The following is a 14,231-nucleotide window of genomic DNA, read 5'->3' as shown; positions in this document are numbered from 1 at the left end:
GTTTGGTGGCGATAGCGGAGGGGTTCCACACGTACCCATCCCGAACACGACCGTTAAGCCCTCCAGCGCCGATGGTACTTGGACCGCAGGGTCCTGGGAGAGTAGGACGTCGCCAAGCAACAATAATAACACTACCAATCATTTGGTAGTGTTATTTTGATATTTATAGATATAATCATATAATCAGTGTGTGTTCAACCTGTTGAATTTTCGTTGTTGAATACGCTTCTTGATATACTTTGTGATCATAAGATGATTTTTTTAATAACTCCTGACAGTAGGGTAGGTGGTACATTGACGACTAGATCATACATACAGAAGATGGAGGATACGTCTGTTAAGCGGAAAAATAAACAGGGTGCTAACGGACAACAAAGGTTTTTCTTCATCATCATCGTATTTCTATATTGGTTCTCTTCATACATATATGTCCCGATATTATCGCCTTATATTGAACATTTGGGCGCATCCTATACTCTCTTAGGCATGATTCTAGGTGTATATGGTCTAGTACAGATTGTATGTAGGCTGCCTTTGGGAATAGGCTCTGATTATTTGAAGAAACGTAAACCGTTTATCATGCTTGGTATTGTGGCCAGTGGGGTTAGTTGCTTTGGTTTCGCTCTAACGGATCAACTGGGATGGACATTTGCAGCTAGAGCAGTCGCAGGAGTTGCAGCTTCTACATGGGTTGTATTCACTGTGGGATTCTCAACCTTTTATCCTAAAAATGAAGTGACCAAGGCAATGAGTATTATGCAATTCACGACGGTTATTGCTCAGCTTTCTAGTATGATGGTTAGTGGGTACTTAGTGGAAACGTATAGTTGGAAGGTCCCTTTTATGCTTGGAGGAGTAGTAGCGCTGATCGCTTTAGTGCTGTCATTTTTTCTCAAAGAAATTCAAGAGGATGAAACTCGTGCACCGATGTCGGTAAAGGATATAGTGCCTGTGATGCGGGATTCTATGCTGTTTAAGGTATCCTTTTTGTCCATATTAGCGCACTGTGTATTGTTTATTACGATGTTCGGATATACACCTAATCAGGCATTGGGTTTGGGAGCTAGTAAGAATGATCTGGCTTGGTTAACACTTTCGTTCATGGTTCCACATGCATTGGCAACACTTTTTGCAGGAAGGTACTTTTTAACTCGTTTTGGTGAAAAGATAACATTAGTCATCGGTTTTATAGGAAGTGCGGTATTTACGTTGTGTATTCCTATGGCGGATAGTTTCCTGTGGTTATGTATCACACAGATCTTTAATGGGTTTGCCCAAGGGTTGATATTTCCGCTTTTACTTGGGAAGGCTGTAGCTACAATTGAGTATTCAAAGCGTGCGACTGCTATGGGATTTTACCAAGCGGTCTATGCTATTGGTATGTTTATAGGGCCGTTTGTTGCTGGGTGGGCGAATTCGATGTGGGGTTTAGAAGGTGGATTTAGATTGGCGGGAATAGTCGCCCTCTGTGCGAGTGGACTAGCTTTTTATTGGATGGAGAAGAAAGGGAAGGTGTAACGGATGGGATATATGAGGACGGAAGAACATTTGATTTATTCGAATGAAATTGATTATAAAGCCAATTGTCGCTTATCCATCTTATTAAGTCTGATGCAACGTGCTGCAGATGGTGATGTTGAGAATATGGGTGGTTCGCGGGATGACATGGTCGCTTGTAACATGGGCTGGATGTTGACTACGATTAATCTTACATGTGAACGGACACCTATATTTAATGAGCATATTAAAATTACGACATGGAATAAAGGGACAAAGGGTGCTTTATGGTTAAGGGATTTTAGAATATGTGATGGGAATAATCAAGAGATTGCGAAGGCATGTACGTCGTGGGTTTTGGTGGATAGTGTTAAGCGTAAAGTGCTAAGACCATCAGCGTATCCGTTTGATATCCAGTCTAATGAAGAAGATTCGGTTGGACCGGTTCCTGACAAAATAAATATATTAGACGAAATTGAGTTACATGAATCCTATTCTATGACCGTACGTTACAGCGGTATTGATAGCAATGGACATTTGAATAACGCTCGTTATGCCGATTTATGTATGGATGCCTTAACCGTGGACGAATTGGATAGTATGTCTATTCAAGGTTTCAAGATTACGTATCATCATGAAGCACGAATGGGAGAAGTTATTCATATTCTACGTTCAGATGTAACGGATGGGATTATCTATTTCAGAGGGCGGTCACCAGAGGGAATACGTTATTACGATGCTTGTCTGAGATTGATGGAATAGAGGAACATACAAAGGAGTGTCATTATGAAATCTTTAATATTAGCGGAGAAACCTTCCGTTGCTCGTGAAATTGCTCGAGTGATGGGAAGTAAAGAGAAGCATAAAGGTTATTTCGAAGGACCTAAATATATCGTAACTTGGGCACTTGGGCATCTTGTTGGATTGGCGGAGCCTGAGGATTATGATCATAAATTTGCGTCTTGGAATTTGGAAGATCTACCGATTCTTCCGGACAAGATGAAATTGAAAGTGTTGAGAGAGACAAGCCAACAATTCAAAATTGTTCAACATCAGGCTAGACGTCAGGATGTTAGCGGCTTGATTATCGCAACGGATGCTGCGCGTGAAGGTGAATTGCTGGCACGTTGGATCCTACAAATGATGAAGTGGAACAAGCCATTTCAGCGGCTATGGATTTCTTCACAGACGGATAAAGCGATTAAGGAAGGTTTTGCAACATTAAAGCCAGGGAACCAGTATGACAGACTGTATGAATCTGCCCGTTGCCGCGCTGAAGCGGATTGGATGATTGGTTTGAATATTACGCGAGCGTTGACATGTAAATTCGGAGCACAGTTGTCGGCAGGTCGAGTACAGACGCCATCACTCGGTATGATTATGGATCGAGAGAAGGAAATTATTAATTTCCGTTCAGAGGAATATGACACACTTACGGTAGAACTAGGCAACTTCACAGCAACATGGAGGGGCGGTAATGGTGATGCCCGTATGTTTGATCGGAAGCAAGCTGAAGCATTACAGAATAAGCTACAGGGTAAGACTGGGGTTATGGATAAGGTTAAAAAGTCAGAAAAGGTAGAGCCTCATCCTCTTGCGTATGATCTTACTGAACTTCAGCGAGATGCGAACCGACGTTTTGGGTTTTCGGCCAAGCAGACATCTAATGTACTGCAACGTCTCTATGAGCAGTATAAGCTAGTTACTTATCCAAGAACAGATAGTAGACATCTAACCTCAGATATGACAGGAACGTTCAAGGAACGCTTAGAAAGTGTAGCGGTGGGGCCATATGCAACACTTGCTCGCCCATTATTGCGCAAAAATCTAAGTATCACGAAACGAATTGTAGATGATAGTATGGTAAGTGATCATCATGCTATTATTCCTACTGAAGAGACTGTACTACTGAATTTACTTAATACAGAGGAACGGAAGCTGTATGATCTTATCGTTCGTCGTTTCATAAGCTTGTTCTATCCACCTGCTCGTTATGATGATGTTGCCGTTACGGTAAAAGTGGAGAATGAATTTCTTCATGCAAAAGGTACGACTGTGAAGGATATCGGTTGGCGAGAAGTATACGGTGGAGATGTGGAAGATGATACAGATGAAGATGAGTCATCAGACCGGCAAGAGAAAAGATCGGTTCTGCCTGAATTAAAAGAAGGTGATTCTGTTAAAGTACAGCGTTGTAGCGTTCGTCCTGGTCGGACGCTACCACCGAAACGATATACTGAAGCGTTACTACTCTCACAAATGGAGAAGCATGGATTAGGCACGCCAGCTACTCGTGCGGATATTATTGAGAAGCTAGTGTCATCAGATACGATTGAGCGCAAGGATAACATATTGCATCCCACAGGTAAAGGGAAACAATTGATTGAATTAGTATCACCACAGTTACGATCACCTGAGCTGACGGCTAAATGGGAATCGGAGCTTGAGAAGATTGCGAAAGGTCAAGGAAGTTCAGATTTATTCCTAAAAGGAATTCGCAGTATGTCAAAAGAACTGGTGGCAGGGGTTAAGGGGAGCTCAGTTGAGTACAAGCCTCATAACGTGTCTAACAGTCATTGCCCGGAATGCAACACTAGGCTTCTTGAGAAGAAGAATAAACGAGGTACAATGCTTGTCTGCCCGAAAGAAGATTGTGGCTATCGCCGTTCTGATGAGAAAAGAGTATCGAATCGTCGTTGCCCACAATGTCATAAGAAAATGGACATGAAGGAAGGCAAGGCTGGATTATATGTGCAGTGCTTGACATGTGGGATTACCGAGACTGTAAACAAAGACAATAAACATATTAATAAACGTGAAGAACGGAAATTGGTTGATAAATACTCCCAACAGGAGACTGTTGGATCGAATCTAGGCGAGCTTCTAAAAGCGGCATTAGAGCAGAAAAACAAAGGGTAGATGATTTCGTGAATAGTATGAAGGAAGTTTGCTTAATTGTATCCTAAGCCAGATAGACTTATAATAGAGGTGTAAGGAAAATGAAATGTGGATAAAGAGGAGGACATATAACAGATGGGGACTGCACTATGGATTTGGTTTATGTTTATAAACATGGTGGGCTATCTGGTTATGTCTGAAGACAAGAAGAGAGCCCAGAGGAGGCGAGATCGAGTACCGGAGAGAACACTATTCCTACTAGCTGTTATTGGAGGATCATTAGGTGTTATCATTGCGATGTATCGCAAACGGCACAAGACGAAACATGCAAGCTTCCGAATAGGCATACCGATTCTACTCTTTATCAATGCTATAATGTACGGATATTTCATGGTTTAGCTAGTTCATTTTATTCTGATTCTTCAGAAAGAGGTGTAGAACATGCTATTTTCCAATATATTAGTAGCTTATGATGGTTCTAAAGCGTCCAAGAAGGCATTGAATCACGCGATCGCATTATCGAAATTGAGCGTCGATGCCAAGATAACGGTGATTCATGTATTTGGTTTTCCACGTGCATATTTTGGAGAAGCCTATGCTGCGATTCCAGCCTCAGTTTCGAAGGAATACTATGCTTTATCGGAAGAGACGGTTGAGGAAGCCAAGCTAACTCTTGCAGCAGCCAATGTAACGGGAACAGTAGAAATGATTCAAGGTGCTCCTGCTGAAGTCGTTCTTGAGTATACCAAAAAGAATAACATCGATGTTATCGTTATTGGTAGTCGTGGTCTTGGAGGAATTCGTGAATTTGTACTTGGAAGTGTAAGTCATAATGTTGTCCAACACGCTCGAATTCCTGTACTTGTTGTCAAATAAATAATTAACCTATAAAGCCAGCAAACCTTAATGATTAGGGTGAGCTGGCTTTATAGGTTTTAATAAAGAGTGCAAAACGAAAAAACACGAACAATTAAATTTTGAATCCCATAAATGTTCGTGTTTAAGTTGACATTGTGGGAGATACATTGTTAAACTAAGCATGAGTAATAAGAAATCAGAATATCAAAGATTAATTATCTAGTCTGAATATAGAAGAGAAGAAATGATTCCTATGGAAAGTGGGTTGAATGAATGTTACCAGAGGTCGCTGTTATTATGGGCAGTAAATCGGATTGGGAAACGATGCAATTCGCTTGTCAAATGCTAGAGGAACTTCAAATTAGTTATGAGAAAAAAGTAGTCTCGGCTCATCGTACACCTGATCTAATGTTCACCTATGCAGAAGAAGCTGCTGGGCGCGGGATTCGGGTTATTATTGCTGGGGCAGGAGGCGCGGCCCATCTTCCAGGTATGGTGGCTGCGAAGACGATCCTTCCGGTGATTGGGGTTCCAGTTCAATCGAAAGCGTTGAATGGGTTAGATTCATTACTCTCCATTGTACAAATGCCTGGTGGTGTACCTGTGGCAACCGTGGCTATTGGTAAAGCAGGAGCGACTAATGCAGGATTACTCGCCGCTCAGATCATTGGGATATTTCATCCAGAGGTTCAGAAGCGTGTGCAACTCCGTAGGGATGCTATACGGGATGAAGTGTTAGAAAGCAGTGATGATCTATGAGTAAGGAGTTAGAGAAAGGTCATTCTAACGAAATGTCCAAAACTTTGCTACCAGGAAGCACAATTGGTATTCTAGGCGGGGGACAGTTGGGTCGGATGATATCTCTTGCAGGTACAGCGATGGGATATCGATTCGTAACACTGGATCCAACACCACAATCACCAAGTAGTGATGTGGCTCAGCAGATTGTAGCCGAGTATGATGATGTGAATGCCGCGCGCAAATTGGCTCATGCTTCGGATGTGATCACGTATGAGTTCGAGAACGTGGACGCAGGCGTTGCAGAAATACTAGTGAAGGAATCCTATGTTCCTCAAGGAAGTGAGCTATTGTACACGACACAGCATCGTGTACGTGAGAAGAGGGCTATTGAAGCGGCTGGAGTTCCCGTAGCACCCTATCGCGTCATTGAAGGAATGGATAGTCTACGGCAAGCGATAGGAGACTTAGGTTATCCATCCGTGTTGAAGACAACGACAGGCGGGTATGATGGTAAAGGGCAAGTCGTCATTAGAAGTGAGGATCAATTGGAAGGTGCTTATAATGAACTTGCCGCATCTGGCAGAGAATTGGTACTTGAGAAATTCATTGCCTTCCAGTGTGAAATATCAGTCATTGTAGCACGTAGCCCAAATGGTGAAGTAAAGAGCTTTCCGATTTCAGAAAATATTCATATTAACAATATACTGCATGTATCCATTGTGCCTGGTAGAATAACTGCACAGGTACAGAAGGAAGCTAAGCGTCTTGCTGAAGCAGTAGCAATGAACATGGGTGTTGTTGGGCTTCTAGCTGTTGAATTGTTCGTCACAGAGGACGGAACACTGTATGTGAATGAATTAGCCCCACGTCCGCATAACTCAGGACACTATACAATGGAAGCAAGTATGACTTCGCAGTTCGAGCAGCATGTACGTGCTGTATGTAATCTTCCATTGGGAGACACTACGTTAGTGAGTCCGGTAGTCATGGTAAATATTCTCGGTCAACATTTGGACTCGGTTATCGGGAGAGTGGGAGTACGAGATGAGGTAGCGATGGAATTAGGCATTATTCCAAAGCTTCATCTGTATGGTAAGACGGAAAGTAAGGATAATCGTAAAATGGGTCATATCAATTTATTGTGCAAGGATGTACAGGACGGGCTTGATTGGGTGGAACAAACGAATATTTGGGGGAACTAATAACATGATCGAACGTTACAGTAGACCGGAAATGCGAGCCATATGGACCGAAGAGAATAAATTTAAATCTTGGTTAGAAGTAGAACTTTGTGCTTGTGAAGCATGGGCTGAACTGGGAGTTATTCCAAAGGAAGATACTGTACTACTTCGCCAGAATGCAAAGTTTGATATCGAGCGTATCTATGAAATTGAACAGGAAACACGCCATGATGTCATCGCCTTCACCCGCTCTGTGTCTGAAAGTCTTGGACAAGAACGTAAATGGGTCCATTACGGGCTAACTTCTACTGATGTTGTTGATACTGCTCTCGGATATGTGTTACTCCAAGCCAATGAGATACTCGAAAAGGATATAATGAATTTCATAGAAATTCTGAAAGATAAAGCTATAGCTTATAAGGATACGGCGATGATGGGTAGAACCCATGGTGTGCATGCAGAACCAACGACATTTGGTCTGAAGATAGCCTTATGGTACGAGGAAATGAAACGTAATTTAGAACGATTCAAGCATGCGGCTAATGGGGTACAATTTGGTAAGATGTCTGGTGCAGTTGGAACATACGCCAATATTGACCCTTTTGTAGAACAATTTGTATGTGAGAAGCTAGGAACGACTGCAGCGCCGATATCGACGCAAACTTTACAACGTGATCGTCACGCTGAATATATGGCAACACTAGCACTGATCGCTACGTCATTGGACAAGTTCGCTACGGAGATTCGTGCGTTGCAAAAAAGTGAAGTTCGCGAGGTTGAAGAAGCTTTCGCTAAAGGGCAAAAGGGTTCCTCTGCGATGCCACATAAGCGAAATCCGATTGGGTGTGAGAATATTTCAGGTCTTTCCCGTGTTATTCGCGGTCATATGGTGACTGCGTACGAAGATGTAACGCTTTGGCATGAACGAGATATCTCTCACTCCTCAGTAGAACGAATCATTCTTCCGGATGCTACGATGTTGTTGAACTATATGTTGAATCGTTTCGGTAATATAGTGAAGAACTTGACGGTATACCCTGACAATATGAAACGTAATATGGCTCGTACCTTCGGGGTGCCATTCTCAGGGAGAGTGCTAACGAAGCTAATTGACAAAGGCTTTAGCCGGGAACAAGCATATGATACAGTTCAGCCTCGTGCAATGCAGGCATGGGAAGAACAGCGTCAATTCCGTGATATTATCGAATCTACACCAGAAATTACAGAAGTGCTCAGCGTAGAAGATATCGAAGATGCATTCAATCCGAGCTGGCATTTGAAGCATGTAGATACTATTTTCACAAAGCTAGGTTTAGCTTGATTTGATAGATAGGTTAAAGGCTGGAAGTGAGGTGAAAGGACATGACATCAAGGGCTGTATCCACTGCGGTGGAACTTGTTGACGCTCCACTGTTGTATAAAGGCAAGGTGCGTGAACTTTATGATTTGGGGGAACATGTTCTAATCGTAGTGACAGATCGTATATCTGCTTTTGACTATGTTCTTGATCCGCCAATACCTGGCAAAGGGAATATCTTGAATCAGTTAAGTGCTTTCTGGTTTGATCAGACGGCTGAACTTATGAAGAATCATGTCATTCATACGGATGTTGAACAACTTGGTGATATTATCAAGGATAAGGAACAGCTGAGAGATCGTATCATGGTTGTTCGTAAAGCAAAGCGTATCGATATTGAATGCGTTGTGCGTGGATATATTACGGGTGGCGGTTGGCGACAGTATCAAGAGTCTGGTGAGGTTAATGGAATTAAACTTCGGGATGGAATGCGCAAGAATGAAATGCTTGATCAGCCTATCTTCTCACCAGCAGCTAAGAATGATGTCGGTCATGATGAGGATATTTCATTCGATACGATGAAACAATTGGTAGGAGAAGAAATTGCACTTGAATTGCAAGTACAGAGCTTGAAACTATATAATTTCGCTCATGAGTATTGTGATCAACGGGGAATTATTCTAGTAGATTGTAAGTTCGAGTTCGGGCTGTTAGATGGTGAGGTAATCCTTATTGACGAGATCTTTACCCCAGACTGTTCCCGTTTCTGGGCTAAAGACAAGTATGAACTAGATAGTGAGATTGACAGTATGGATAAAGAGCCTGTCCGATCGTATCTAGCATCCTCGTCTTGGGACAAGAATAGTAAGCCTGATCCGCTTCCACACGAAGTGGTTGAAGAGACTACCAGAAGGTATTTGGACATTTATCGCAGATTAACAGAACCACAATAATAGATAAGACATTCTGAGGAGGAATTTTGAATCATGATTAAAGCTACGGTGTATGTGACTGTTAAAAAAGGTGTATTGGATCCGCAAGGGGTTGCTGTTCAAGGGGCACTTCATTCGATCGGCTTCCAAGAAGTCGAAAGTTTACGTATTGGTAAATATATGGAAGTTAATTTAGATACGGATGACCGTGCTGAAGCTGAAGTACGCTTAAAGGCTATGTGCGAGAAGTTACTAGCCAATACGGTAGTCGAGGATTACCGTTACGAATTGGAGGGTTAATATCATGAAATTTGCTGTCTTAGTATTTCCGGGTTCTAACTGTGACATTGACTGTTATAAAGCGGTGGAAGATACAGTTGGTATGTCTGTTGAGTATGTATGGCACACGGCTACAGATCTTTCTGCGTACGATTGTATCATTGTTCCTGGTGGTTTCTCATATGGAGATTACTTACGTTGTGGTGCAATTTCGCGTTTCGCACCTGTTATGGCTGAGGTTGCTAAAGCGGCTGAGCAAGGAAAGTTCATTCTTGGGATATGCAATGGATTCCAGATTCTAACGGAAGCTGGGTTGTTACCAGGCGCACTTCTTCGCAATAAGTCGATGAAATTCCGTTGCCATGATACAGTATTGAAGGTAGTTAATAACGAGACCCCTTTTACACATGGATATAGTAAGAATGAGGACATAGTCGTTCCAATTGCCCATGGTGAAGGGAATTATTACTGTGATGAAGAAACTCTTGAAAAGTTGAAGTTAAATAATCAAATCGTATTTACGTATGGTGATAACCCGAATGGTTCCTTAGCAGATATTGCTGGAATCTGTAATGAACGCGGTAACGTGGTTGGAATGATGCCCCATCCAGAGCGGGCTATAGATACTCTATTAGGTTCAGAGGACGGAAAGCGTATGTTTACATCAATATTAACGTCATGGAGGGATACACATGGTACAGCAAGTGTCCGCTAAGGAACCAACCGTAGAACAAATTGCGGAGCAACAAATATATCATCAAATGGGTGTGTCGGATAGCGAATACGAATTGATCTGTGGATTCATGGGTCGCAAACCGAACTATACCGAAATTGGTGTATTCAGTGTGATGTGGTCAGAGCATTGCGCATATAAGAATTCAAAGCCATTGCTACGTCGTTTCCCAACGACTGGACCACGTGTTCTAATGGGTCCTGGTGAAGGTGCAGGGATCGTAGATATTGGCGATAACCAAGCAGTTGTATTCAAAATTGAGAGCCATAATCACCCTTCAGCCATTGAACCCTATCAAGGAGCTGCAACAGGCGTAGGTGGAATTATACGTGATATATTCTCAATGGGTGCTAGACCAGTAGCTTTGTTGAACTCATTACGTTTCGGAAAATTAGAAAGTGATCGTGTGAAGTATTTATTCGAACATGTCGTTTCGGGAATTGCTGGATATGGTAACTGTATCGGTATTCCAACGGTAGGTGGCGAAGTTGTATTCGATGAGAGTTACGAGGGCAATCCACTTGTAAATGCGATGTGTATTGGACTTATTGATCATGATAAAATCCAGCGTGGCGTGGCAAAGGGTGTAGGTAACCCAGTATTCTACGTAGGTCCTCCAACGGGCCGCGATGGAATTCATGGAGCTACATTCGCATCGATTGAACTTAGTGAAGAATCAGAAGCGAACCGTACGGCAGTTCAAGTAGGCGATCCATTCATGGAGAAGCTGGTGATGGAGTCATGTCTAGAATTGATTAATAGCGGCATCGTGGTCGGTATTCAAGATATGGGAGCTGCAGGATTAACATGTTCAAGTGCGGAGATGGCGAGTAAAGCGGGTAATGGATTAGAACTGTACTTGGATGAAGTGCCACAACGTGAAGAGGGTATGACTCCTTACGAAATGATGCTATCAGAATCACAAGAACGTATGCTATTCGTTGTTGAGCCAAAGGATGAAGCGCAAGCTCTAGAGATATTTGAACGTTGGGGCGTTATTTGTGCCAAAGTGGGGAAGGTAACGGATGATGGACGTCTGAAGCTTATACATCAAGATCAAGTAGTGGGTGATATGCCTGTTACAGCATTGGTAGATGAATGCCCAGTGTATAACAAGCCATCGACTGTACCTGATTATTATGTAAATAGTGATAAAATTGATACCCTTCGATATGACGAAGTCACAGATCTTAGTGGGGCACTGAGCAAGATTCTATCCTCACCAAGTGTGGCAAGCAAAGCGTGGGTATATGAACAATATGATTATATGGTGCGTACGAATACTGCGGTTCGCCCAGGTTCGGATGCTGCAGTTATAACGATTCGCGGTACTCGTAAAGGTCTAGCGATGACAACGGACTGCAATGGTCGATATGTCTATCTTGACCCTGAAGTGGGAGGTAAGATTGCGGTTAGTGAGGCAGCAAGAAATATCGTATGTTCAGGGGCAGAGCCAATCGCAATTACAGATAACTTGAACTTCGGTAACCCAGAGAAACCGGAAATTTTCTGGCAGATGGAACGTGCGGTAGATGGTATTGCAGAAGCTTGCCGTGAATTGAGTACGCCAGTTATCGGTGGGAATGTGAGTCTATATAATGAGAATGCCAATGGATCTATCTATCCAACACCTGTTGTAGGTATGGTTGGTCTAGTGCATGATACCGATCACATTACGACACAAGGATTTAAGAAAGAAGGAGATGTTATTCTACTTCTTGGGGATACTCATGCTGAACTTGGAGGCAGTGAATTCCAAACTATTCTACATGGCGTAGCAGAGGGACGTCCTCCAGCACTTGATCTACAAGTGGAGAAGAAACTACTTGCTTCTGTACTCGGGGGAATTCAGAGTGGATTAGTCCAATCTGCACATGATTTATCCGAAGGTGGATTTGCTGTAGCTATTGCTGAGTCTTGTATTAGTGGAGGACTAGGTGCTCAAGTGAATATCACGACGGACCTTCGATCTGATTTCGCATTATTCAGTGAGAGCCAATCACGTATTCTGTTATCTGCATCTCCTGATAAGGCAGAGCAATTACAGGCTTATATCGAAGGCCACGGTGTTCCAGTGGTGAAGATTGGTACGGTAGAAGGTAGCAACCTAAGTATTGATATTAACGGAGTATCCGCTGTGAATGAATCTGTACAATCCTTTAAGCAGGTTTGGAAGGACGCGATTCCATGTCTCATGAAATAACATCTGCTAAGTTATTGTCCGCACCATCCACTTCCCATCCTCTTTGGACGGGAGACTTTTATAATGAAGGCACGGGCAAGGATGATATTTTTGACACGTTAAAAGAGGAATGTGGGGTCTTCGGAGTATTTAATCATCCGGAGGCTGCTTCACTCTCCTATTATGGTTTACACGCACTACAACATCGTGGGGAAGAAAGTTGCGGAATGTGTGTGGCTGATGGGGAAGAGTTCAACTATCATCGTGGCATGGGACTTGTGAAGGAAGTATTTGATAAAGATAGAATGGCTACATTGACTGGGAAAATGTCAATTGGACATGTGCGTTACGCTACTAGCGGTGATAGTCATTTAACGAATGCACAGCCGCTTGTATTTAAGTACCGTGATGGTGATTTAGCTATAGCAACGAATGGTAATATCGTGAATGCACCACAAATCCGTCATGAGTTAGAACAGAGTGGTTCTATATTTCAGACGACCAGTGATACAGAGGTAGTAGCCCATCTGATTGCACGTTCATCTAAGGATGTAGTCGAGGCTGCTAAAGAAGCATTACAACGTATCGTTGGTGGATACGCATTCCTCATTATGACAAATGACAAACTGATTGTAGCTTCAGATCCGCATGGGCTTCGCCCTGTTACTATGGGACGACTAGGTGAATCTTATATATTTGCTTCGGAGACATGTGCACTTGAGACGATAGGCGCTGAGCTTGTCCGTGATATACAACCGGGTGAATTATTGGTGCTGGATAAGGAAGGGCTTAAGGAAGATCGTTATACTGAACCACAGCGTAAAGCACTATGTGCGATGGAGTATATTTATTTTGCTCGTCCTGACAGTGACCTCAACGGTTCGAATCTACATGCTGCACGTAAAAGAATGGGAAGCCAGATGGCTTTAGAGGCTTTCGTTGATGCTGATCTTGTAACTGGAGTACCAGATTCGAGCATTTCAGCCGCTATTGGATATGCTGAACAGACCGGAATCCCATATGAACTTGGTCTAATCAAGAATAAATATACAGGTCGTACGTTCATTCAGCCGAGTCAAGAACTACGTGAACAAGGCGTCAAGATGAAACTTAGTGCCGTTCGCCGAGTAGTCGAGGGGAAACGCGTCGTTATGATCGATGATTCTATCGTCAGAGGTACGACTTGCCTTCGTATCGTGAACCTGTTGCGTGAAGCGGGGGCTACTGAAGTTCATGTACGGATTACTTCACCACCGTTTAAGAATCCATGCTACTACGGAATAGATACACCTGATCGTAAGGAACTTATTGCTCACGGGAAGACGGTTGAGGAAATCTGTCGTGAAATCAATGCAGATTCATTGGCCTTTTTAAGTGCAGAGAGACTCATTAGCGCCGTAGGCGGAGATAATGCAAGTGATCCGAGTGGTGGGTTATGTCTCGCGTGCTTCAATAACGATTATCCAACGACGTTGGATTTCGGTGGTGAGGAAAAAGGCGGATGTGGATGTTGAATATAAAATGGAGTTCAAAAAGTCGGATTTTCAGCACTAAAGTATAGGCTTACGATGCTGCGTTTCTTCGAAACGCCTCAGAAGATTGGATGAAGCAAGGGAATGAGGAGCGGAGCGTA

Annotated in this window: 13 protein-coding genes and 1 rRNA gene; all 14 read left to right on the top strand. The window is 42.9% G+C overall.

Annotation, left to right across the window (positions count from 1 at the left end):
• Position 1 precedes the first annotated feature (1 nt).
• The 14 genes from rrf (at position 2) to purF (ending at position 14,112) form a co-directional block, all read left to right on the top strand.
• Positions 2-118, top strand: a 5S ribosomal RNA gene (rrf, locus tag AC1TO8_RS18355).
• 176 nt (positions 119-294) lie between these two features.
• Positions 295-1,518 carry an MFS transporter gene (locus AC1TO8_RS18350; RefSeq protein WP_482057073.1) on the top strand — a complete coding sequence of 408 codons (1,224 nt, stop codon included), beginning with the start codon at positions 295-297 and terminating at the stop codon, positions 1,516-1,518.
• Between the two features lie 12 nt (positions 1,519-1,530).
• Positions 1,531-2,259: an acyl-[acyl-carrier-protein] thioesterase gene (locus AC1TO8_RS18345; protein WP_482057072.1), complete on the top strand. Its 729-nt coding sequence runs from the start codon at positions 1,531-1,533 to the stop codon at positions 2,257-2,259.
• A gap of 24 nt (positions 2,260-2,283) precedes the next feature.
• A complete protein-coding gene (locus tag AC1TO8_RS18340) occupies positions 2,284-4,416 on the top strand; it encodes a DNA topoisomerase III (protein ID WP_482057071.1) in 2,133 nt (710 codons plus the stop codon).
• 114 nt (positions 4,417-4,530) lie between these two features.
• Complete coding sequence (locus AC1TO8_RS18335) at positions 4,531-4,794, top strand: DUF1294 domain-containing protein (protein ID WP_482057070.1); 264 nt, start codon at positions 4,531-4,533, stop codon at positions 4,792-4,794.
• A 42-nt stretch (positions 4,795-4,836) separates the two neighbouring features.
• On the top strand, positions 4,837-5,271 hold the full coding sequence (locus tag AC1TO8_RS18330; protein WP_482057069.1) for a universal stress protein: 435 nt from the start codon (positions 4,837-4,839) through the stop codon (positions 5,269-5,271).
• A 255-nt stretch (positions 5,272-5,526) separates the two neighbouring features.
• Entirely contained in the window at positions 5,527-6,012 is a 486-nt protein-coding gene (gene purE, locus AC1TO8_RS18325) for a 5-(carboxyamino)imidazole ribonucleotide mutase (RefSeq protein ID WP_482057068.1), read from the top strand.
• Positions 6,009-7,196 (top strand): 5-(carboxyamino)imidazole ribonucleotide synthase, encoded by a 1,188-nt coding sequence (gene purK, locus AC1TO8_RS18320; protein WP_482057067.1) that lies wholly within the window; start codon positions 6,009-6,011, stop codon positions 7,194-7,196. Before purE ends, purK begins: the two co-directional genes overlap by 4 nt.
• 4 nt (positions 7,197-7,200) lie before the next feature.
• Positions 7,201-8,496 (top strand): adenylosuccinate lyase, encoded by a 1,296-nt coding sequence (gene purB, locus AC1TO8_RS18315; protein ID WP_482057066.1) that lies wholly within the window; start codon positions 7,201-7,203, stop codon positions 8,494-8,496.
• Positions 8,497-8,537: 41 nt separating this feature from the next.
• Positions 8,538-9,425 carry a phosphoribosylaminoimidazolesuccinocarboxamide synthase gene (locus AC1TO8_RS18310; protein WP_482057065.1) on the top strand — a complete coding sequence of 296 codons (888 nt, stop codon included), beginning with the start codon at positions 8,538-8,540 and terminating at the stop codon, positions 9,423-9,425.
• Between the two features lie 33 nt (positions 9,426-9,458).
• Complete coding sequence (gene purS / locus AC1TO8_RS18305) at positions 9,459-9,704, top strand: phosphoribosylformylglycinamidine synthase subunit PurS (RefSeq protein WP_482057064.1); 246 nt, start codon at positions 9,459-9,461, stop codon at positions 9,702-9,704.
• 4 nt (positions 9,705-9,708) lie between these two features.
• Positions 9,709-10,398: a phosphoribosylformylglycinamidine synthase subunit PurQ gene (gene purQ, locus AC1TO8_RS18300; RefSeq protein WP_482057063.1), complete on the top strand. Its 690-nt coding sequence runs from the start codon at positions 9,709-9,711 to the stop codon at positions 10,396-10,398.
• The gene (purL, locus tag AC1TO8_RS18295) at positions 10,376-12,619 is read left to right on the top strand and encodes a phosphoribosylformylglycinamidine synthase subunit PurL (protein WP_482057062.1); all 2,244 of its coding nucleotides are present in this window, start codon (positions 10,376-10,378) and stop codon (positions 12,617-12,619) included. Before purQ ends, purL begins: the two co-directional genes overlap by 23 nt.
• Positions 12,604-14,112 (top strand): amidophosphoribosyltransferase, encoded by a 1,509-nt coding sequence (gene purF / locus AC1TO8_RS18290; protein WP_482057061.1) that lies wholly within the window; start codon positions 12,604-12,606, stop codon positions 14,110-14,112. The genes purL and purF overlap by 16 nt, the downstream gene beginning before the upstream one ends.
• The last annotated feature ends 119 nt before the right edge of the window (positions 14,113-14,231 follow it).

The sequence above is a fragment of the Paenibacillus sp. Y859 genome (genome assembly GCF_056786405.1).
The sequence above is the reverse complement of the archived record's forward strand: the minus strand, read 5'-3'. Positions and strand labels throughout refer to the sequence as shown.